At 53.4% G+C, this 20,648-nt stretch carries 18 protein-coding genes; 9 read left to right on the top strand and 9 right to left on the bottom strand.

The window, feature by feature from the left end:
• Positions 1 to 256: 256 nt before the first annotated feature.
• Entirely contained in the window at positions 257 to 628 is a 372-nt protein-coding gene (locus AAAH10_RS14785; RefSeq protein WP_343564950.1) for a helix-turn-helix domain-containing protein, read from the top strand.
• A gap of 73 nt (positions 629 to 701) precedes the next feature.
• On the opposite strand, the gene AAAH10_RS14780 is transcribed toward AAAH10_RS14785, so the two are convergent.
• Positions 702 to 1,430, bottom strand: a complete 729-nt coding sequence (locus tag AAAH10_RS14780) for a hypothetical protein (RefSeq protein ID WP_343564948.1) — start codon at positions 1,428 to 1,430, stop codon at positions 702 to 704.
• Positions 1,431 to 1,864: 434 nt separating this feature from the next.
• Between AAAH10_RS14780 and AAAH10_RS14775 the strand changes: the two genes are divergently transcribed.
• On the top strand, positions 1,865 to 3,109 hold the full coding sequence (locus AAAH10_RS14775; protein ID WP_343564946.1) for a serine hydrolase: 1,245 nt from the start codon (positions 1,865 to 1,867) through the stop codon (positions 3,107 to 3,109).
• 151 nt (positions 3,110 to 3,260) lie between these two features.
• Here the strand turns inward: AAAH10_RS14775 and pgmG are convergent, their stop codons facing one another.
• From pgmG to AAAH10_RS14755, 4 genes are all read right to left on the bottom strand, one after another.
• Complete coding sequence (gene pgmG / locus AAAH10_RS14770) at positions 3,261 to 4,655, bottom strand: phosphoglucomutase/phosphomannomutase PgmG (protein ID WP_343564944.1); 1,395 nt, start codon at positions 4,653 to 4,655, stop codon at positions 3,261 to 3,263.
• On the bottom strand, positions 4,648 to 5,976 hold the full coding sequence (locus tag AAAH10_RS14765) for a UDP-glucose dehydrogenase family protein (RefSeq protein ID WP_343564942.1): 1,329 nt from the start codon (positions 5,974 to 5,976) through the stop codon (positions 4,648 to 4,650). Before AAAH10_RS14765 ends, pgmG begins: the two co-directional genes overlap by 8 nt.
• A 57-nt stretch (positions 5,977 to 6,033) precedes the next feature.
• Positions 6,034 to 6,906 (bottom strand): UTP--glucose-1-phosphate uridylyltransferase GalU, encoded by an 873-nt coding sequence (gene galU, locus AAAH10_RS14760; protein WP_343564940.1) that lies wholly within the window; start codon positions 6,904 to 6,906, stop codon positions 6,034 to 6,036.
• A gap of 65 nt (positions 6,907 to 6,971) precedes the next feature.
• The gene (locus AAAH10_RS14755) at positions 6,972 to 7,454 is read right to left on the bottom strand and encodes a DnaJ domain-containing protein (RefSeq protein ID WP_343564937.1); all 483 of its coding nucleotides are present in this window, start codon (positions 7,452 to 7,454) and stop codon (positions 6,972 to 6,974) included.
• 175 nt (positions 7,455 to 7,629) lie between these two features.
• On the opposite strand from AAAH10_RS14755, the gene AAAH10_RS14750 reads away from it, so the two are divergent.
• Both AAAH10_RS14750 and AAAH10_RS14745 read left to right on the top strand, forming a co-directional pair.
• A complete protein-coding gene (locus AAAH10_RS14750; RefSeq protein ID WP_343564934.1) occupies positions 7,630 to 8,427 on the top strand; it encodes a type 2 periplasmic-binding domain-containing protein in 798 nt (265 codons plus the stop codon).
• A 278-nt stretch (positions 8,428 to 8,705) separates the two neighbouring features.
• A complete protein-coding gene (locus AAAH10_RS14745; RefSeq protein ID WP_343564931.1) occupies positions 8,706 to 9,275 on the top strand; it encodes a type 2 periplasmic-binding domain-containing protein in 570 nt (189 codons plus the stop codon).
• 9 nt (positions 9,276 to 9,284) lie between these two features.
• Here AAAH10_RS14745 and AAAH10_RS14740 read toward each other — a convergent pair whose 3' ends face one another.
• Together AAAH10_RS14740 and AAAH10_RS14735 are read right to left on the bottom strand one after the other, a co-directional pair.
• Positions 9,285 to 10,169 carry a division plane positioning ATPase MipZ gene (locus tag AAAH10_RS14740; protein ID WP_343564929.1) on the bottom strand — a complete coding sequence of 295 codons (885 nt, stop codon included), beginning with the start codon at positions 10,167 to 10,169 and terminating at the stop codon, positions 9,285 to 9,287.
• A gap of 238 nt (positions 10,170 to 10,407) precedes the next feature.
• Positions 10,408 to 12,474, bottom strand: a complete 2,067-nt coding sequence (locus AAAH10_RS14735) for a methyl-accepting chemotaxis protein (protein ID WP_343564928.1) — start codon at positions 12,472 to 12,474, stop codon at positions 10,408 to 10,410.
• Between the two features lie 159 nt (positions 12,475 to 12,633).
• Here AAAH10_RS14735 and nth point away from each other — a divergent pair, with 159 nt between their 5' ends.
• The 5 genes from nth to AAAH10_RS14710 all read left to right on the top strand — a co-directional run bounded on the left by nth (position 12,634) and on the right by AAAH10_RS14710 (position 17,251).
• Positions 12,634 to 13,287, top strand: coding sequence for an endonuclease III (nth, locus tag AAAH10_RS14730; RefSeq protein ID WP_343564925.1), 654 nt, complete (start codon positions 12,634 to 12,636; stop codon positions 13,285 to 13,287).
• Positions 13,288 to 13,424: 137 nt separating this feature from the next.
• On the top strand, positions 13,425 to 14,972 hold the full coding sequence (locus tag AAAH10_RS14725) for an amino acid permease (RefSeq protein WP_343564924.1): 1,548 nt from the start codon (positions 13,425 to 13,427) through the stop codon (positions 14,970 to 14,972).
• A gap of 21 nt (positions 14,973 to 14,993) precedes the next feature.
• Positions 14,994 to 15,800, top strand: a complete 807-nt coding sequence (locus AAAH10_RS14720) for an SDR family NAD(P)-dependent oxidoreductase (protein WP_343564921.1) — start codon at positions 14,994 to 14,996, stop codon at positions 15,798 to 15,800.
• 61 nt (positions 15,801 to 15,861) lie between these two features.
• Positions 15,862 to 16,470 (top strand): hypothetical protein, encoded by a 609-nt coding sequence (locus AAAH10_RS14715; RefSeq protein WP_343564919.1) that lies wholly within the window; start codon positions 15,862 to 15,864, stop codon positions 16,468 to 16,470.
• Positions 16,471 to 16,567: 97 nt separating this feature from the next.
• Positions 16,568 to 17,251, top strand: coding sequence for an orotate phosphoribosyltransferase (locus AAAH10_RS14710; protein WP_343564917.1), 684 nt, complete (start codon positions 16,568 to 16,570; stop codon positions 17,249 to 17,251).
• Positions 17,252 to 17,279: 28 nt separating this feature from the next.
• Here the strand turns inward: AAAH10_RS14710 and AAAH10_RS14705 are convergent, their stop codons facing one another.
• Both AAAH10_RS14705 and AAAH10_RS14700 read right to left on the bottom strand, forming a co-directional pair.
• Entirely contained in the window at positions 17,280 to 19,598 is a 2,319-nt protein-coding gene (locus tag AAAH10_RS14705; protein WP_343564915.1) for an ABC transporter ATP-binding protein/permease, read from the bottom strand.
• Complete coding sequence (locus AAAH10_RS14700) at positions 19,595 to 20,647, bottom strand: ABC transporter permease (RefSeq protein WP_343564913.1); 1,053 nt, start codon at positions 20,645 to 20,647, stop codon at positions 19,595 to 19,597. Before AAAH10_RS14700 ends, AAAH10_RS14705 begins: the two co-directional genes overlap by 4 nt.
• Position 20,648 lies beyond the last annotated feature (1 nt).

The raw sequence follows: 20,648 nt of genomic DNA, 5'->3' as shown, positions 1-20,648 counted from the left end.
AGACATCACCTGCAACGATCAAAAACAGAGCAATAAAAAATCGAGAAAACAAATAATAGAACATCTTTAATAAGCAATAGTTTTACCCTAAAAAAAACACAACAAATTTTTAATCTGAAAAAACTTGAAAATTGCTTTCAAGTGTGTACCTTTGGGAGGGGTCAAACGGCATCACTTGCCAAAAAATTATTGTGTTTATCCTTCCTGTATTTCTCACAGGGCTTAAAATCAAAATAAAACAACCAAGGAGCTTTTTATGACAGCCACTACACTCGGCGAACGTATTCTTGCCGCCAGAGAAGCCAGAAACCTGACAGCTTCACAACTGGCTCGCCGAATGAGCGTAAAACCCAGCACTGTTGCAAACTGGGAAAAGGACAAGTCGTCACCGGCTGCCAACAAAATCACTGCAATGGCAGGTATCCTCGGGGTCAATCTGATGTGGCTTCTCGACGGTGACGAGACAGACAAGCCGCGCAACTTCAACATTCCCGAAACAGCAGACCTGCAAAGCAAGCTCAAACGCCTGCAAATCATGCACGACCGGATGACACAGCTGCTCTTTGAAATTACCAGCGAAGTGAACCGCGTCCAGCGCGAAATTGATGTCGAAGCCTGCGAGAAGTAGGCTCCATCACAGCACTTCAGGAGCAAACAAAAAGGGCAGGATTTGATCCTGCCCTTTTTGTTTTTATCCGGTGCTAGTAAAGACCGTCTTCCCCGACCTTCAGGGAAAAGTGGCTGTGTCTCTCGCTGCGTTCCTCCCTGCTCCTGCGAAAGGTTTCCGACCCGATATCCCTTGCCTCACGGAACTCCGGTTCCAGTGAATCACGTTCTTTCAGGAATTCGGCAAACTTCAGTCCTTCAAAGCGACTGTCCTGCCGGGGCCAGGCGTTCACAACAAAGGCGCCGTCATAGCAAAGAGCCGAGACCCAGTAAAAATCATCGGAAACAAGATAGTTGCCCTCTGTGCTCACCTGACCTGCATTGTCGCGGGACAGGGCGTCATTCAGTTGAACCAGTTCTGTAAGGGACAGATCTGCATCCTGCTGCTCCCACTGGTAGGGCTCAAGCGGATTGGACAGATCCAGTGACAGACCATAGCCGCCATTTCCCCTGACACGACTGGTCATTTGAGCTGTCTGTCCCACGGTTCCGACGATCTCGTAGGATCTGACCTGTTCATTGTACTGTCCATTATAGACAAAACGGTATTCCAGATGACCTGCATCACATCTGTTCCGGATGTCCTCGCCTTCAAGATAGGAAAACCAGCTCACTTTCCTCTGAAACAGCCCCGCAACCGAACCGTCATCTGTTCCTCCCTCGTAACTGCATGCAGCCACTGCTCCGGCCAGAACAGCCATTGCAGTTCCTCTGAACAAGGCCGATCCGAACCGGTCACCTGCCTGTTTACGGTTTCTCTGCATCCAAAGCCCCCTTTTCATACCCTCAAGATTTTTTCCTGTTTCGAAGGTCCTGCACAAAGGTGACTTTTTTCAGGCAATTCCTTCCTTTTCGGCCGCATTTCTGCCTTTTCAGTGGCAAATCACACAGTTCTTCGCCGACACCAGAGGCCGCAGAACTGCGATCAACAGAGGGCATGCCACAAAGACGTCACAGTCTCCTGTCAAAAAAATCGTGTGATTCTGGGCGTTTCCGTGTTTTTGTTAATGGAAGTAAACGTTTTTTAAAGAATTTACCTGCAATAGTTAACCAAACTGGACAGAACTCTTGTCCTGCCGTAGTCTGATTGTCGATTTTCGTCACTAAGACCTTGGCATGAAGGGTTTTTCATTCCTTGATCTGTCCAAGGCTGCTGTCGCAGTTGAAGAAAACAGGTTTTTGATTGTTCGGGGGCATTATGCGTCACCATTTGAGGCTTTTTTCAGCGCTGGCACTTCTGGCAACTCTTTTTGCCGTTGGGCCACTTTCATCAGCGCAAGCCAAGTATGCAGCGATTGTCGTTGATGCTGATACAGGCGATGTCCTGTTCAGCAGAAATGCAGACACGCGCAATTACCCTGCATCCCTGACCAAGATGATGACCCTCTATATGGCTTTTGAAGCCATTGAAAACGGCAAGCTCAAACTGAACCAGAGACTGAAAGTCTCACGCAGGGCCGAGGGCATGGCGCCTTCAAAGCTCGGTCTGCGCAGAGGCCAGACCATCAAGGCTGAAGACGTCATTCTTGCTCTTGTTACAAAGTCTGCCAACGATGCAGCTGTTGTGATGGCCGAAGCTCTGGGCGGTACTGAAATCAAGTTTGCCCAGATGATGACCAAGCGCGCCCGTCAACTGGGCATGAAGCGCACAACGTTTAAAAATGCCTCCGGTCTTCCCAACCGCGGACAGCTCAGCACAGCGCGAGACATGTCCAAGCTGGGCAAGGCCCTGATGCGCGACTTCCCGCAGTACTACAGCTATTTCTCGACAACGCGTTTTACCTACAACAAGCGCAAATACAAAAACCACAACAAGCTGCTGAGCAGCTACAAGGGCACGGACGGGATCAAAACCGGCTACACACGTGCTTCAGGGTTTAATCTCGTAGCCTCTGTAGAGCGCAATGGCCGCCGCCTGATCGGTGTCGTCTTTGGCGGACGCACCGGCAAGTCTCGTGACCGCCACATGAAGGAAATCCTGACAAAAAGCTTCAAGCGCCTGCCGGAAATTCGCAGCGCCGCCGCAAAGCCCCCCCTTCCAAAGCGCAACCCGGTACGCCAGTCTGAAACGACACAGATTGCTGTCGTCACAGCACCGGTAACGCCAACACCGCGTCCGGCCAGTGCCATTGCCGACACAGCCATTCAAACGGCAAATCTCGGCACAGCTGCCGTTCTGCCAAAGGCACCAACAGGTCAGTGGGGCATTCAGGTTGGCGCCTTCAATGACTTTGAAAAGGCACAATCCATTGCCAAAACGGCTCTGGAAAGCCTCGGTGAGCGTGCCAGCTTTGCCTCCACGAATGTGGAGCCCTATGCTCAGCAAAACAAGCGCATCTATCGCGCGCGCATCGTCGGTATGAATGAAAGCTATGCCCGCGAAGCCTGCCAGTCCCTGCGTGCAGAAAACATCACCTGCCTTCCCGTTCCACCACAGGGTTGAACGGGTCAGAGCAGGAACAGCCAGTTTGCATCAAGGAAGGGGTGGCAGATAAACCTGTCACCCCTTCCTGATTCCGGAACCGGAAAAAGCGCAGAACCCGAAAGAGTGTTCTGCGCTTTTTGTCTTTTCAGGCTTTGGAAAACCAGAGCCTTTATTCAGGAAGCTGAACCCCGCTTTTTTCAAGCTGTGAAGCCAGAATGGAACGCAGACGCTCAAGCCCGGCAGTATCTTTCGCCTCACAACGGGCCACCAGAACAGCCTGGGTGTTGGATGCTCTCAAAAGCCACCAGCCGTCTTCAGTAGAAACCCGAACACCGTCCACATCGCAGACATTCGCGCCTTCATCCTTCAAACGTGCAGCAACCTCGTCAACAACAGCAAACTTGCGGTCTTCGGAAATATCAAACCGCATCTCAGGAGTGTTAACCGCCCTGGGCAGCGACTTGCGGAAATCAGCCAGGGACTGGCCGGTCTGCGCAACAATATTCAGCACGCGGATTGCCGCATAGAGGGCATCATCATAGCCATAGTAACGATCTGCAAAGAACAGGTGAGCAGACATTTCACCAGCAAAAGGCGCCTGCAACTCAACCATCTTGTTTTTGATGTGGGAATGCCCTGTCTTCCACATGACGGCCTTGCCACCGGCACGCTCGATCTCGTCAAACAGCACCTGTGATGCCTTCACATCGGCAATAAAGGTTGCCCCCGGGCGTTCCTTGAGGATATCCAGCGCCAGGAGAAGCATGATCTGATCACCCCAGAGGATTTCGCCCTCTTCATCAATCAGCCCAATGCGATCCCCATCCCCGTCAAAGGCAACTCCGACCTGGGCTCCGACCTCGGCCAGACGCTTCTGCAGATCAACAAGATTCTTCGCAACTGTCGGATCGGGATGGTGATTGGGAAAGCTACCGTCAACCTCTGCAAAAAGCGTCTCATGCTGCCCGGGAAGTTCACGGACCAGACGACTGAGAACATCACCGGTTGCACCGTTCCCCGCATCCCAGACCACTTTCATGTCCGGATCGGAAAAACGCACCTCTTCCAGCATGCGTCCGAGATAGGTATCTTCCATGGGGTGGGAGGAAATCTGTCCACGACCCTGCTCGAAATCACCTGCGGCCGCCAGCGCGGCAAGCTCTCTGATCCTCTCGCCAAAGAAAGCCTTCTTCTGCAAAACAATCTTGAAACCGTTGTGCGTCGGAGGGTTGTGAGAGCCCGTCACCATAATGCCGCCATCCACATCAAGGGTATAGGCTGCAAAATAAAGCATCGGGGTCGGGCCACGCCCCACCTGCACAACATCCACTCCCGTAGAGGCAATGCCCTCGCTCAGGGCCTGTGCCAGTGCAGGAGAAGTCAGACGTCCGTCAAACCCGACAGCAGCCTTGAGGCCACCCGCACGACGCATCATCGTCCCATAGGCACAGCCAATGGCGTAGGCGTCACTTTCCGAAAGCGTTTCCCCGACAATCCCGCGAATATCATATTCACGGACAATCGTCGGATGAAGCTGATGGGCTTTCTGCGCAAAATCAGACATGGGAAATCCCCTTCAGAGGGCGCCCGACACAGCTGTAGGAAATCCCCTTTTCAGCCATTTCGTCCGGGTTGTAGATGTTACGCAGATCCACAATGGACGGCGCAGACAAAAGGCTTTTCACACGCTCCATGTCCAGGCCTCTGAATTCGTTCCATTCCGTCACGATCAGAAGAACATCCGCACCCTGCATGGTCTCATAGGCCGAAGAGCAGTATGTAACAGGAGCCAGAACCTTCTTTGCTTCCTCCATCCCTTCCGGATCGTAACCACGGACAGTCGCGCCGGCTCCGACAAGCTTCGCAACGATGTCAATCGCTGGAGAATCACGCATGTCATCAGTGTTCGGCTTGAAAGTCAGACCCAGCATTGCAACGGTTTTGCCTTCAACGGATCCGCCCAGTATTTCAGTGACACGGTCTGCCATGCTCTGCTTGCGCTCGGCATTGTAGCGGATCACGTCTTCCACCAGGGAAACCGGTCTGTCAAACTGACGCGCTGTAAAGGCCAGAGCCTGGGTGTCTTTCGGGAAGCAGGAGCCGCCATAACCGGGACCTGCATGCAGAAACTTGCGTCCGATACGCCCGTCGAGACCGATCCCCTTGGCTACATCATGGACATCGGCTCCAACAGCCTCGCAGAGATCTGCCATCTGGTTGATAAAGCTGATTTTGGTCGCCAGGAAAGCATTGCCGGCATACTTGATCAGTTCGGATGTCTCGAGCTTGGTGAAAACAATCGGCGTCTCGATCAGATAAAGCGGGCGGTAAAGTTCGGCCATCACAGCACGGGCGCGCTCACTTTCCGCGCCAATGACCACACGATCCGGACGCATGAAATCGTTGATTGCCGCACCTTCCCTGAGGAATTCCGGATTGGACACAACATCAAAATCCGCATCGGGGCGCTCTTCGCGAATGATGCGCTCAACTTCACGCCCTGTTCCGACCGGTACAGTCGATTTGGTCACAATAACGGTGTGCCTGTCGCCCAGAACCGAGGCAACTTCACGGGCGGCGGCATAGACGTACGTCAGATCAGCCTGGCCATCCTGTGGCCCCGGCGGTGTACCGACTGCAATAAAGATTGCATCAGCATCCTGCGCAGCCTCTTTGAGATCCGTTGTGAACGAGAGGCGCCCTGCCTTTACGTTGTTTGCAACCAGAGTATCCAGCCCGGGCTCAAAAATTGGAATTCCGCCGTTTTGCAGTGTCTCGATCTTTGACGGATCCTTGTCCACACACACAACATCAATACCAAATTCCGAGAAACAGGTTCCGGACACCAGTCCGACATAACCTGTACCAATCATGGCAATACGCATTTTAAATCTATCCAATCAGAGCAAAAAACAGTTGAACAGGAGTGCCTCCCTGTCCGGTTATTTTGCGTAACGGTTCACAATGTCCTGCATAGCATCACTCAAATCAGGCCGTTCCAAGGCAAAGGAAATCGTGGCTTCCAGGAAGCCGCGCTTGCTGCCGCAGTCAAATCGGGTGCCATCGAACTGCAGCCCGTGGAAGTCGACACGATCAAGGGTTCGGGCCATGGCATCGGTCAGCTGGATTTCTCCGCCTGCACCGACATCGTGCCTGTCCAGTTCCTTGATCACGGAAGGATCAAGGATATAACGGCCAATGATGGACATGGTGGAGGGCGCCACAGCCGGATCAGGTTTTTCAACAAGATCCCTTGCCTTGACGAGGTTGCCTTTTGTCTCGACAACATCCAGAACACCGTAACGGTTCGTATGCTCGCGCGGAACATTTTCCACAGCAACCAGATGACCACCGGTTTCATTATAGCGATCAATCATCTGCTTCAGACAACCGGTCTTAGCCTGAACAAGATCATCCGCCAGCAGAACGGCAAAGGGTTCATCACCAATCCAGTGGCGTGCACACCAGACAGCATGGCCCAGACCGATGGCTTCCTGCTGGCGCGTGTAAATCACATTACCGGCATCAAGCATCAGCGCCTGAAGATCATCAAGCTCCGCTGTTTTTCCGCGACTTTTGAGAACCTGCTCAAGTTCGATGTCACGGTCAAAATGGTTCTCGATCGCTGTCTTCCCGCGCCCTGTTACAAAGATCATCTCTTCAATGCCCGCTTCACGCGCTTCATCAACGGCATATTGGATGAGAGGCTTGTCAACAACCGGAAGCATTTCTTTCGGCATCGCCTTGGTTGCCGGGAGGAAACGGGTGCCGAGGCCACCGACAGGGAAAACGGCCTTGCGTACGCGCTGAGACATTAAAAAATCCGTAAGTAGAAGTCTGCTGTTATCGATCCTTCTCTTGCCACAAGCGCAACAATCTTTCAACCGTCCAGCAGGACTTCTTTTGCCTTGTTCAACTGCGCGGCCAGATAGGTCGTCCCGCCCTGATCGGGATGGAGCTTCAGCATCAATTGCCTGTGAGCCTCATTGATTTCTTCAACCGACGCCCCCTCTTCCAGACCGAGCAAAGCCAGCGCTTCCTCCCTGGTCATCTGTCGCGACAATTCCGCGCTGGGACGGCTCTCTTCCTTTTGCCCCTTTCCAAACCGGAAGGAAGAAAGGGATTTCAGCAGTCTTATGACCGGCAGCCACCGCACGATCAAAGCGGCAATGGCTGGCAGCGACACCACCAGAAACCAGAAGCGCCCTGTCAGAATCAGCCAGACCGACACGACCAGCAGAACCACAAAGAGAGAGATCTTGCCCAGCTTCATGATCTCGGAGGGTGATGCAGACTGAAACCACCTCATGAAAAAATATGCCGCAACCAGCAGGGCAAGCCCCAGCAAAATCATGGGGATCATCAAAAGGTCTCCTGTTCAAGTCGCATGATATAAAGGTCCTGTTTCAGATGTAAGAAGACTGCCAAGAAAATACAGCCCTGCCCAGCCCGGAAATTCAAAAGACCCATATCACTATAATCATATTCCTGTAAAAAGAGGACTTTACCTGCAGGCAACCCCTGACAATAATCCTGTCATGATCTTCTATCGCTTCAAATCCACCTTTTATGAAAACCCCTTGCGCGGGGCAGAGACCACCCTGTCTGCCAGAAAGCCGGGAAACACAAACCCGATCCGGACACTGTTCGCAGTTTTTGTTCTTCTTTGCCTGCAGGCTTCCGTTCTTCCGGTTCACGCCTGCGAGAACAGTGAGTGTCAGGAACAGAAAAACACTTTCAGGATCGGCTATGTCGAAGGAAGCCTTCTTCTTCAGGAATTGCTGCCGCTTCTGGACAGGGCTTACCGGCAAATCGGCATCACGCCCGTTTTTCAACCCCACCCGGCCAACAGAAGCTTGAAATCAGCCGATCACGGTCTGCTTGATGCCGAAGCCGGGCGAAGCTCTGCCCTGCCGGAAGAATACACGCATCTGGTTCGCGTGGATGTCCCCCTGCACCACTTCAGGGGATACGCCTACACAAACAGGGCTGACATCACAGCCTTTGATCCTGAAGAACTGCACAGATACAGAGTTGGCCAGGTCAGGGGGATACTCTGGACAGACAAGCTTTTAAAAGAACTGGAAACCCTTGAGGTCTCCTCCTCCCCGGAGCTGGTACGCATTCTCGGGAAAAACTGGGTCGACATAATCTTCATGGCAGAGAAAACCATGAAGATGCTGGAACAGGAACAGGCTCTTGAGAGCATCAACATAAAAAAACTCAATCCTCCCGCGAAAGAGCAAAGCGTTTACCACTACATTCACAAAAAGCACGAGGATCTTGTTCCCGAGTTGGAAAAAGCCCTGGCAGAAATCCTCCAGACGAGGGAATAAAATGAAAAATAACCCCGGAAACCTGTAAAACGGGGAGACTTATAAAAAAATTAATATCACCGCCCTATGATCAATCCTGTTCATGCAAAACAGATCAGAAGTGCGACAACGGAATGTTTTGTTTCAGGGAAAAAATAGCCGGCTTCTGCCGCAAAGCCGCTATGGTCCTGATTGCCTGCCTCCCCGTCTTTCATGAAGCCGGGGCACACGACTGCACAGAAAATTGCAGCAGGGAAAAAGGACATATCCAGATTGGATACACCGTAGGCAGCGCGCTGATGGAAAGCCTTATCCCGCTTCTGAGCAAGGCCTACAAGCAAATCGGACATGATGTCGTTTTCCTGCCTCATCCCTCAAACAGAAGCCTGTCCCATCTTGAAGACGGCATTCTGGATGCGGAAATCGCAAGACTGTCTGTTGTCGAGAAAAAAATCGGCAACATTGTCAGGATCAACATCCCCATCCACACACTCAAGGGCTTTGCCTACACAAATCGCGGAGAAATCGAGGAATACACGCCTGAAATTCTGGGCCATTATCGTCTGACCAGCCTGAGAGGTGTCCTGTGGTCGGACAGGGTCGTCACAAACCACCCCAGAAGCAACCAGATGACACAGCCTGCCGATCTGCTCAGGCTCCTGCAGGAAGGGCGGACAGACATCATCTTTCTGGCCGAGGAAACCATGGACAGGTTGCTGGAGAACCATCCGGCCACATCCGTAAAAATCAGGAAACTTTATCCGGCAATCGCCATACAGCCCATGTATCACTACATTCACAAGAAACACAGAGATCTGGTTCCCGAGCTGGAAAAGGCAATTTCAGATCTTCTCAAAAACCGGAAATAATATCGGCAATCAGGCCCGTTCTTCCGTCAGCCCCGCCGCCTTGAGCAGGGAACGCACTTCCTGACGAGCAGCAACATGGCTCATGCTCATCTGCACACCTGTTCGCTGGTTTTCCAGATCCAGCAGTGTCAGGCCCTTGGGGAAAAGCTCCCGGAAAATCACTCGTTCTCCAAACCCCGGAGCCAGACGGAACTGCAGCCGTCTGGCCAGATGTCCCAGCAGCACTTCCATATCCCGCTTGTTTTTAGCATCGATATGCGACAGGCGATTGCGCATGACAATCCAGTCAATGGGAGGCTGGCGGTCCACAGCCCTCTTCTGCCGCTGTTCCCAGACCATCTGGCTGTAGGTGCTGGGTGTCAGCTTCAGTTCTTCCTGTTCAATGGCCACTCTTGCCAGCATATCCATATCCAGAAAGCTGTCATTCATTGGCGTGATGAGAACCTCGGCCAGTGAATGGCCAAGACGGGACAGATAGCTGTCACTTCCCGGGGTATCAACGATCAGATAATCATTGGCCCACAGTGACATTGCCGCTTCTTCAAGGTTGGCCTCGTCTTCTGCCTTGCGCTCCTGGTCTGTCGCCTTTTCTGAAATGTAGACCCTTCGATGCTGTGGCATCAAAAGCCCCATGTCATGGTTCAGGTTGGAAGCCTCCCGGTTTTCGATATAGCGCGAAAGCGTGCCCTGCCTTGCATCAAGATCAATGGAACCAACCGCATAGCCCTGATTCAGCAAGGCTGCAATAATGTGCATGGAGGTTGTTGACTTGCCGGAGCCGCCCTTTTCATTGCCAATCACAATAATGCGTGGTCTGTGCTCGGTCGGCAAAAGCATGGAAGGGCTCAAGCTGTCCCGGTCCTGTGCCGCTGTACCCTTGCCTGTCTCACCCATTGCAACCCCTCATATCCGGCTTTTTGATTTTGGACCATTCTAGCCTCTGGATAATTAATCTGCAATCCACCTGCAAGACGAATAATCCAGTGATTCCAAAAACAAAGGCTCTCATTTCCCGAAGTGCCCACCTTTTCACAAATCAGATGCGCTCTTTCCCGCAGCACAGATCCTTCCAGCAAAACAGGGGCCTTGATCCTTCAAGGCCCCTGTTCCTCATATACAATCTTGCCGAACTTCAAAGCTGTTGGATATCCGCCACGAAGCTGTCCACTTCCTGACTGAGGCGCTTGCCCTGTTCCGTCAGGTCGGAAACAGCGGACATCACAGCAGCAGATGCTTCGCCGGACTGATCCGCAGACTGGCGAACTCCGTCAATGTTTTCGTTCACTTCCCGCGTCCCGCGTGCAGCCTCAACAGTGTTGCGGGCAATTTCCTGCGTTGCCGCGCCCTGCTGTTCAACCGCAGCAGAGATACTGGAAGAGATTTCATTGACCTGCTGAATAATGCCCGTAATCCCGCTGATTGCCTCCACAGCGTGATTGGTCCTGTTCTGCATTTCGGAAATCTGTGCGGAAATTTCCTCGGTCGCCTTCGCCGTCTGATTGGCCAGGGATTTGACCTCTGTCGCAACAACGGCAAAACCCTTCCCGGCTTCACCGGCACGGGCAGCCTCAATGGTCGCATTCAGGGCCAGCAGGTTTGTCTGATCCGCAATGTCATTGATCAGGCCGATCACCTCGCCAATCTTGTTGGCTGTCTCGGACAGTTCCTGCACGGAACGACTGGAGCTTTCCGCCTCGTCCGCTGCTTTCATCGCAACATCGGCAGAGGTGCGGACCTGACGGTTGATCTCGGCAACAGAAGCTGACAGTTCCTCTGCAGCCGAGGCCACAGTCTGAACGTTGCTTGAAGCCAGCTCCGATGCAGAGGAAACAGCGGAAGACTGGACCTTTGTTTCCTCGGCCACCGAAGTCATCATGCTGGCCGTTGATCCCATATTGCGTGTGGCTGTGTCCAGACCGGCCAGAACATTCGCAATGGAACTGTTGAAGTCCTGCGTTCGTGTCTCGAGCTTTCTGGCACGGGCTTCGCGGGCCCTGGACTGTTCCCTGCGCTCCTGCTCATCCCGGGCTCTTTGATGGAGGTTGTCCTTGAAGACAAGCAGGGCACGCGCCATCTCGCCAATTTCGTCACGGTTTTCAACAGCAGGAATGGCTGTTTCCAGCTCTCCCCCCGCCAGACGTGACGTTGCCTGTGTGATGGCCCGAACCGGGCCCGTCAGGGATTTCAGCACCATCAGGCCAAGAATGAGGAACAGAACAAAGGTAACTGCCGCAACAGAAAGGATCAGAATCTGCGCATTCCTTTCAACTTCTGCCGTTTCAATCTTCACAGCAGACACCCGGGCCTGAACCTCGGATTTCATCGTATCGATCGTCGGCAGAAGTCCTGTGTATACGGACACCAGATCAGCACTCTGCTTCCCGAGATCCTGAACCGTATCGGCATATCCGCCAAAAGCCCTGGCGTACTTCTTGATCGCCTTCACCAGTTTCTTGACGGTTTTCGGCTCCGCTTCAGAGTCTTCAACCGTTTTCTGGAAGGTCGGGAGGCTCTTTTCAAAACGTTCCCGCTCTGACTGGGTCTTGGAGGCAACAAAATCACGTTCGATCAGGCGCAGCCCCATAAAGGCGACCAGCAGTTCTGTCTGCTCTTCCTTTTTCAGTGTGCGCTCAATGCGCGAAGCCGACTGGTTCAGCTTGCCCTGAAGACCGTCTGTTTTCTTGATACCAATCTGCAGCTTCAGATTGATCACCTCGTCAAAAAGCCCTTCGTAACTCTCCAGTCCGGTTTTCAGAACAACAAGATGCTCCTGAAAGACAGCATCATCGGGATTGGAGGCTGCAAGGGCTTCCAGAGCACTCAGCTGACGATCCAGTTGATCCCAGAAGAGATCTTCATCATCAAGTGAACCGGTCAGCAGGTGGTTTTTCTCGTTCACAGCGAGCGTTGTCATACCGGCCCCGAAGGCCTCGACACTCTGCAAAAGCTCCTGTGACGCAGCGAGTTTTTTCTGACCGGACTGAATTTGCTGATTCGCAAAGAAATAGATGGCACAAATCACAACAAGCGCAATCGCACCAATAGCAACCAGAGAGTAAATGCGGCTGGAAACTTTCACAGACCCCAGAAAGGTTTTGAGGGGGACAACCTCTTCATGCTTCTCATCGGAAGCATCAACCCCATGACCTTCAGGTTTCACAGAATCGTTCATCACACTCTTTCCTGTATCAATAGCCATTATTATTATCCTTGAGGGCATTCCTTAGATCGGAAAAATGCATGAAAAGCTTTAAAAATGGGTTACGGAATGCTGAAAAAACACAATTGTTCTTGATTTGAAAAGAAGTTTTGCGTTGCCTTTATGTAAAATTCGAAACACCGCAAGGAAAACAGAATAGTGCTTAAAAAAGAACGTGTTGAATACATCGACAAGAGACTTGCAGAACTCTATCCCGTTGTTCCCGTGCCCCTGGATCACAAGGATCCCTACACCCTGCTCGTCGCGGTTCTGCTGTCCGCCCAGTGCACGGATGAACGGGTCAACCAGATCACTCCGGCACTTTTCGCCCGGGCAGACAATCCCTTCGACATGCGAGAGGTTCACGTGGAGGAAATCAGGCAGATCATTCGCCCCTGTGGCCTGTCCCCCAGAAAATCAAAAGCCATTTCAGAGCTGTCACACATCCTCGTCAACAAATACAACGGCGAGGTTCCCGTCGACATGGACGCGCTGGAAGAACTCCCCGGCGTCGGGCACAAAACAGCCTCTGTTGTTCTGGCCCAGGCCTTCGGTGTGCCCACCTTCCCGGTTGACACTCACATCCACCGCCTTGCCCAGAGATGGAGTCTGACCAACGGGAGGTCTGTCGAACAAACCGAAAAGGATCTGAAGCGCCTTTTCAAAAAGGACCGCTGGAATGACTTGCACCTGCAAATCATTTTTTACGGCCGGGAGTACTGCACAGCCCGCGGTTGCGATGGCACAGTGTGCGAAATCTGCACGACCACTCACCCCGACCGGAAGAAACCCAAGAAGACCAGGAAATCCTGATTTCGCGAAGTTTCCGCAAAAAAGAACAGGTTATTGGAATTGCCAGCTTGAAAAAAAAGACAAGGCATTAGACACTTGAAGCAATCAGGGAGATAAAAAAGAGAAATAAAGTTACAGAAAGCAGGGAGAGCGCTGTAATGGAAAGCAAAACGATTAACGGGGTGACATACAAGAAACAGGAGCGTGATTACTTTCACAATCGCATCCTCAATCGGCAGGCCGGCTTTTTTTCTTTGTGGGCTCTTGGCGTTGCCGCTGTCATCTCCGGTAATTTTTTTGGCTGGAACCTCGGCCTTTCCAGCAGCGGCTTTGGCGGCCTTTTCATCGCGACCATTCTCATCACCGTCATGTTCTTCGGTCTCTCTTTCTGTCTGGCAGAACTTTCCCCGGCCCTGCCCCATTCCGGAGCCGCCTATTCCTTTGCCAGAACGGCCTTTGGCCCCTGGGGTGGTCTGCTGGCAGGCATGGCTGACACCATCAAATATGTCCTGACTCCTGCTGTCATCGTCGTGGGGATCGGACACTACATGGGCACCATTTTTGAAGAACTCTTTGAGATCAGACTGACTGACCAGCTCTGGTGGCTCATATCCTACGCCCTCTTCATTGGTCTGAACATCATCAGCACGCGCATCGTCTTTGCCCTGACAATCGTTTTCACCTTTCTCGCTCTGGGGATCCTCATTGTCTTCTGGGTTGGTGCCCTGCCCTACTTTTCCCTGGATCATGCCCTGAACTTCCAGCCGGCTTCTCCCGATGCCTCGCTCTGGCTGCCCTTCGGCTGGGAGGGTGTCTTTCTGGCTCTGCCCTTTGCCATCTGGTTTTTTCTGGCGATTGAACAGATCCCCCTTGCTTCCGAAGAGGCCCGTGATCCTGTCAGAGACGTCCCCCGTGCGCTGATCGTCGGGTTGCTGACGCTTGTTGTTGTCGCCTTTCTGACACTTTTCCTCAATGCAGGCATTCCACCCGGCGCCGCCCTGATCGGCAAGAGCACGGAGCCTCTTCTGACAGCCTTCAAATCACTTCACGGAGACGGAATAGGGTCCCTGATCCTCTCCCTGATCGCAGTGATCGGGCTTGTCGCCAGCTTTCACACCATCATTTATGCCTATGGGCGCAACATCTTTTCCCTCTCGCGCGCAGGCTATTATCCCAAGTTCCTCTCCCTCACCCTGGACGAAAGAGGGACCCCCTACATCGGACTGGTTGCAGGTGGAATTGCCGGGTATCTGGTTGCCATCCTCGTCCAATCCAGAACAGCCATCTTCGGCGACATGGAAACCGGCGCTGTTCTCCTGAACATGGCTGTCTTTGCAGCCCTGATCAGCTATAGCCTCCAGTGTCTGTCCTTTATTGCCATCCGCAGGAAACTGCCTGACATAGAACGCCCCTACAAAAGTCCGCTGGGCAACGCCGGGGCCATTGTGACGATCGCCATTGCTGTTGTGACAATCATCTCCATGCTCATGGTTCCGGAAAACATTCCCGGCCTGATCGGTTGCCTGATCTGGTTTGCCGTCGGCGGTGTCTACTACCAGTTTCACGCACGACACAACATGGTTCTCTCCCCCGAAGAGGAATACGCCATCACAAAAGGCTACACAGATCCCGGGCAACTTGATAAACCGGATGATACGTCGCAGAAAACCGGTCTTTCCGGCACCACTGCGATTTCACAATCCTGAAAGAACAACCCCGGTTATCCCATGACGACGCCTACCCTCTTTTCTGCAAGCCATCCCGACCTTTTCAAGAACAGGGTTGCCCTGGTGACCGGTGCAGCCAGCGGTATGGGGCTCAGAATTTCAAGCGAACTCCTTGCCTGTGGCGCAAAGGTCGTCATGCTCGACAAACAGGGCCTTCTTGAGCCGGATCTGCTCACCAGATACCCGGACAATGCAATCTTTCTGAAAGGGGATGCCGGACAGGAAGGTTTTGTTGCCGAGGCCTTTCAGATCCTGCAGGAACGCTTTGGCACGCTTGATCATCTGGTCAATGCGGCCGGAGTGCTCTGGTTTGATCGTGACCGCTCCTTCGAAGACAGTGACCTGTCTGCCTGGCAGGATGTCCTGGACAGCAATCTGAAGTCCATGATCCTGACCGTGCGCTATGCCATGCCGCTGTTCCGGGCGAATTACACGGACAGAGCCTCCGGCGGCTCCATGGTTCATATTGCCAGCACACAGGCCCTCAGAGGAGATGACAAGCCGCAACTGGCCTATCAGGCCTCAAAGGCAGCCATGATCTCCCTGTCCAAGACAGCGGCAATGGAAGGAGCGGCCCATGCAATCCGGTCAAACGCCGTTTGTCCGGGCCCGACCGTCAGCCCGATGCAGGACCGATGGATCAGGGACCCGTCCATACAGACTGCAACAGAAGGCGTGATTCCGATGGGACGTGCAGGCGAGGTTGAAGACATCTCAAACGCCTGCCTGTTCCTGCTTTCGGATCTGTCCAGCTACATCACAGGAACCGAGCTTGTTGTCGATGGAGGTTTGACAGCTCGCCCCTGAAAAAACCGGCAAAGCCGGAAAAACCTCTCTGAAGAGGGGCAAAAAACAGGAGAGCATCAGGATGATAAAAGCCTATGAAGACCCGAAGGAGCGCGTTACAGAGGAGCTCCGGGAAGGAGAGACGCTGATCTGGGCCGCCAGACCTCACCCGGAAAAGCGCATTCAGCGTGCCAAGCAAAAAGCGCATGTTGGCCTCTACATGCTCTGCGGGGCCGCGATCTGGATTGCGACAACACTGGTTGCCACCTTCTCGGACTACAATCCTGAAATCATTATCCTTGCGCCTCTTGGCCTGCCCTTTCTCCTGGTCGGTTACTATCTGCTCAGCGAGCCTGAAAAAGCAGCCTTCAAGGCCAGACGGACAATTTACGCCATCACAAACCAGCGCCTGATCATCATCAAGGACCGTCTGCATCCGAAGATTTTGTCCTTTGACCGGGAAGACTGCAACACCCTCGAACGTTTTGATCTGGACAACGGATGCAGTGACGTCGTCTTTCAGGCGCGTGATCTGATGACCAATGCCCCGGCACAGCGTCTTGAACACTCCGAGCACAGCAACCGGCAGGTCACCAAACGCCGTCGTGTCGGTTTCTTCGAGGTCGAAAACGGAGCGGAAGTTCAGGAGATGATTGCGCACTTTATGGGCCATGACAGAGAAACAGCCTGAAGCATTGCGCTTTGACAAAAGACAGGATAAGAACAGGCAACGCCTGAAAGGCTATCCTGTGTGCAAAAAGCACTGATCCTGCTCGAGAGGTCCAACAATGAACACTGCTGCCCCGCAAATCAGCGATACAGCCCGTACGACAGCCTCCATCCTCATGGAAATCGAAGCTGTCCTCTTCCGTCCGGATGAGCCTTTCACCTTCACATCCGGTCGTGTAAGCCCTGTCTACGTTGATTGCCGCAAAATCATCTCTTTCCCGCGCGCCCGAGCCAAACTGATGGATCTTGCCGTTGATCTGATCCAGCGCGATATCGGTTATGAGTCCCTTGATGCCATTGCCGGTGGTGAAACAGCAGGTATTCCCTTTGCTGCCATGATCGCTGAGCGCATGGGTCTTCCCATGCTCTATGTCCGCAAGAAACCGAAAGGGTTCGGACGCGATGCCCAGATCGAAGGTCACATGCCCGAAGGCAGCCGTGTCCTGCTCGTCGAGGACCTGGCAACAGATGGCGGTTCAAAGATCAACTTTGTCGAAGCCATCCGCAAGGCCGGTGGCGAAATCGCCCACACCTTTGTTTTCTTCCACTATGGCATTTTCCCGCAGTCTGTCTCCTCCCTGGAAGAGGTCGGCGTCAAGCTGCACGCACTTGCCACCTGGTGGGATGCACTGAACGTTGCAGAGGAACGCGGCTATCTGGTCGGCGACCAGATCGGGGAAGTACGCTCTTTCCTGAACGATCCCAACGGCTGGTCCAAAGAACGTGGCGGTGTCGCAGACTGACAGCCATTACCTCTTTGTAATCCAGAGATTAAAAGGGTGCATCCTCAACGATGCGCCCTTTTTCCATTCGCACAACACGGTGGCACAGACTCGCGATCTCGTCCTTGCGATGAGAGACATAGACAATTGCTGTTTCAGGAATTGTTTTCAGCAACTTCAGAACCCGTTCCCGGTTGCGGCTGTCCAGTGCAGAGGTCACTTCATCACAGATCAAAAGCCCTGGCGGTATCACAATGGCCCTGATCAGAGCCACACGCTGGGCCTGCCCGCCTGACAATGTTGCAACCGGTCGCTCCAGAATGTCCTCTCCCAGATCAACCAGAGCCATCAGCTCCAGCATTCTCAATCTGGCCTGATGACGTGCGCTTTCTGTTTCAAGATAAAACGAGAGCGGCTCTTCAAGGCACCTGCGCACAGTGAAAGCGGGGTTCAGGGAGCCACCCGGATTCTGGAAAACCTTTGCAACAGCAGGAACAGCGCCCGCTTCCGGGACACTCCAGTGCACCCCTCCGGAAAAGTCTTGCTCCAGGCCGCACAGCACATCCATCAGCGACGACTTTCCTGCGCCACTCCTGCCCCAGACGCCAAGCCGTTCCCCTGCGTGCAGTTTCAGGGAAACATTCTGCAGCCTGCTGTTCGCACCGGAACCAAGACCAACAGCCTCCAGCGTCACAATTTCAAAAGAACGGTCAGAAGACCCGGGCTGTTCGACAGCCAGCCTGTCAGGGATCCCGGAGCTTTCAGCGGGCTGACCAAAGTCCAGCACCTGATCAGAAAGGGCATCGTTTGCCTCCTGATCATGCGTCAGTAACAGGAAACCTCTCCCCCTTTCCTTTTCCCGTTTCAAAATCTCCAGCACGACAGACTTGTGATGCGCATCCAGAGAAGCCGTTGGTTCATCAAGCAGAAGAAACCTCGCCGGTGTCATCAGCACAAGCGCGAGAACAACTCTCTGGGCCTGCCCACCCGAAAGCGCACGTCCCCGTTTTGAAAAGATCTCGTCAGGGTCCTCGAAACCAAGCTGATGCAGGAGCTCCACGGCCTCTTTCCGGAAAGAGGCCGCATCGCTGTTCCCGGACTTCTCGAGATCTTCAAAAAGTCTGCCTATCGTCCTGACAGGGTCCAGTGCCAGCCTTGCATCCTGTGGCATCATCGCAAGACAACTCCGCTCGGTCAGAGTATCCGCTCCGGGATCAAAATTGACAATCCCGGCTCCCCGGGCCTCCGGCCCCAGAATTCCGGCAGACCGAAGAAGCGCATGGGCCAGCGAGCTTTTCCCGGCCCCGGACGGTAACATCAGGGACCGGCATTCCCCGGCACCCAGCTCAAAGGACAGGCCACGGAACAGCTTCTTACCACTCGCGAAGCCGACATCTGCATTGTGGACAGAAAAAACCTCATCCGTCAGACGCAACTGACAGGACGGCCTTGCACTTATGACCCCTTGCTCTCTTGCCATGAAGAAACGGGACAGCCAGTAGCTTCCCGAAGCAATCGCGATCAGGGCAAGGGCAGGCAGAACAATTGCATAGAAACGTCCTTCAAAGATCAACTCCTGCCCGACCTGTATCAGCCCGCCCAGGGAAGGATCCATTTTTTCAAGTCCAAGCCCCAGATAGCTCAGGCTTGCCTCTCCGAGTATCGACAGGAGCATTACGGTCGAGGCAAGAGCCAGAAGGGTGTTCCGACTGTTTGGCAGACAGTGATACCACAGTCTTCCTGCAAGACTGCGCCCCATGATTTCAGCCGTTCTGGTGTAATCGGCAGACAGTTCCTGCAAAAGCGACAGGCGCACTGTCCGCGCAATCAGGGGCCAGTTTGCCAGAGCGAGCGCAAGCACCAGAATGTAGGGGTCCCAATGTCTGGACCAGCTTTCCTCAACCATCCGGGACACAAACCCCTTGAGCAGAAAAGCCACCATCAGAAGCGGAAGTGTCAGCTGAATGTCTGCAATTGCCAGCAAAAACCTGTCAAACCATCCGCCTCTTGCAATCGCCAGCACGGCAAAAACAGCACCGATCACCATGGAGAAAACTGTCGCCAGAATGCCAACCGACAGGGAAAGCAGCGCTCCGTTCAAAAGCAGGAGCAAAAAGCTTCGTCCCAGATAATCGGTTCCAAGAAGATAGTCCGAACCGGAATTCCCGTACCAGAATGGAGTGGTCGACAGGTTCAGAAAATCGGCTTTCAGAAGAACCCTGCTCCATTCACCTGTTCTGAGCCCGGGAGACAGAAAAGCAACAGCACCGGCAACAACCAGCAACACGACCAGCCAGAACAGCAGCAGATGCCCCTGTGCCTTTTTCACGGGAGCCTCAACAGGAAGAATGGCCTCTCTTTCACTCACACGCCCACTCCCTTGCCCAGCAGGGATGAAGGTCCTGTGCGTACATCAAGAAGAGAAGACAACAGGTTCGACAATCCGGACAGGATAACAAACAGTCCCGCCGTCACCAGCAGGAACCCTGCAATCACGGGAACATCCACCAGCAACAGCGCCCTGAGGATCAGACTGCCAAGTCCGGGCCACTGGAAAACGGCTTCGGTGACAACAGAAAAGGCAATCAGCCCCCCGAATTCAATCAGGGAAACAGGCAAAACCGACACAACAACCTTTGGCAACAGAACCTTCCAGTACAGGCGGGAATCACGAATTCCCAGGCTACAGGAAAAACTGTAAAACAGCTGGGTTTTGATCTGCCCTTTTGCAGCTTCCATAATCCGGAAAAGCTGGGCCGCATAAAAGAGACCAAGCGTCATGGTCGGCAGGATCAGTGCCTTTATGCCGGCTACACACAAAAGAGAAGATGAATACCAGCCGAACTCGACCAGTTCTCCCTGTCCGAAAACAGGTGTCCAGCCCAGCCAGACAGAAAAGACAACCATCAAAACCAGACCAATGACAAAGGTCGGAACAAACAAACCAACGTTGGCAATCGCCCGGGCATAGAGCGTTCCACCCCGACTTCTGCCATCAAGATAAAGAGCCAGAAGGGAAACACTCCAACCGAAGGCAACAGCCAGAAAGGCCAGTTCCAGTGTGGCAGGCAATCTTGTGAGCAGCATTTCCAGAACAGGTTGGCCCGTTTGATAGGACACCCCCCAGTTTCCCTTGAAGACAGAGCCGGCATAGCTGGCGAACTGCTCAAAAACCGTATCGTTCAATCCAAGTTCGGCCCTGATGCTCTCTTCCTTGCTTTTCGTGCTGTCAGCAGAGATGAATTGCGCAACCGGATCGCCGATCAGCCGGGAAATCACAAAGGACAGAAGCACAACAGCCCCTATGGTTACCAGCGCACGCCCGGCAAAAAGCGAGAAGGCCAGAACCACGCGCTTCAATACTCCTGTCCTGTCGGCCCGAGACCTGCTCAGACGATCTTCTCCGGTCAAATTCATG

Source organism: Carbonatibacter coralli (assembly GCF_039592655.1).
Taxonomy (GTDB): domain Bacteria; phylum Pseudomonadota; class Alphaproteobacteria; order Kiloniellales; family Kiloniellaceae; genus Carbonatibacter; species Carbonatibacter coralli.
The sequence above is the reverse complement of the archived record's forward strand: the minus strand, read 5'-3'. Positions and strand labels throughout refer to the sequence as shown.

Coding starts and splice junctions, on each gene's coding strand:
- AAAH10_RS14710 (WP_343564917.1), top strand. CDS start 16,568: ATGAACACTGCTGCCCCGCAAATCAGCGATACAGCCCGTACGACAGCC.
- AAAH10_RS14765 (WP_343564942.1), bottom strand. CDS start 5,976: ATGCGTATTGCCATGATTGGTACAGGTTATGTCGGACTGGTGTCCGGA.
- AAAH10_RS14775 (WP_343564946.1), top strand. CDS start 1,865: ATGCGTCACCATTTGAGGCTTTTTTCAGCGCTGGCACTTCTGGCAACT.
- pgmG (WP_343564944.1), bottom strand. CDS start 4,655: ATGTCTGATTTTGCGCAGAAAGCCCATCAGCTTCATCCGACGATTGTC.
- AAAH10_RS14740 (WP_343564929.1), bottom strand. CDS start 10,169: ATGGGTGAGACAGGCAAGGGTACAGCGGCACAGGACCGGGACAGCTTG.
- AAAH10_RS14700 (WP_343564913.1), bottom strand. CDS start 20,647: ATGAATTTGACCGGAGAAGATCGTCTGAGCAGGTCTCGGGCCGACAGG.
- AAAH10_RS14715 (WP_343564919.1), top strand. CDS start 15,862: ATGATAAAAGCCTATGAAGACCCGAAGGAGCGCGTTACAGAGGAGCTC.
- AAAH10_RS14735 (WP_343564928.1), bottom strand. CDS start 12,474: ATGGCTATTGATACAGGAAAGAGTGTGATGAACGATTCTGTGAAACCT.
- AAAH10_RS14755 (WP_343564937.1), bottom strand. CDS start 7,454: ATGATCCCCATGATTTTGCTGGGGCTTGCCCTGCTGGTTGCGGCATAT.
- AAAH10_RS14750 (WP_343564934.1), top strand. CDS start 7,630: ATGATCTTCTATCGCTTCAAATCCACCTTTTATGAAAACCCCTTGCGC.
- AAAH10_RS14785 (WP_343564950.1), top strand. CDS start 257: ATGACAGCCACTACACTCGGCGAACGTATTCTTGCCGCCAGAGAAGCC.
- AAAH10_RS14725 (WP_343564924.1), top strand. CDS start 13,425: ATGGAAAGCAAAACGATTAACGGGGTGACATACAAGAAACAGGAGCGT.
- galU (WP_343564940.1), bottom strand. CDS start 6,906: ATGTCTCAGCGCGTACGCAAGGCCGTTTTCCCTGTCGGTGGCCTCGGC.
- AAAH10_RS14745 (WP_343564931.1), top strand. CDS start 8,706: ATGGAAAGCCTTATCCCGCTTCTGAGCAAGGCCTACAAGCAAATCGGA.
- AAAH10_RS14780 (WP_343564948.1), bottom strand. CDS start 1,430: ATGCAGAGAAACCGTAAACAGGCAGGTGACCGGTTCGGATCGGCCTTG.
- AAAH10_RS14720 (WP_343564921.1), top strand. CDS start 14,994: ATGACGACGCCTACCCTCTTTTCTGCAAGCCATCCCGACCTTTTCAAG.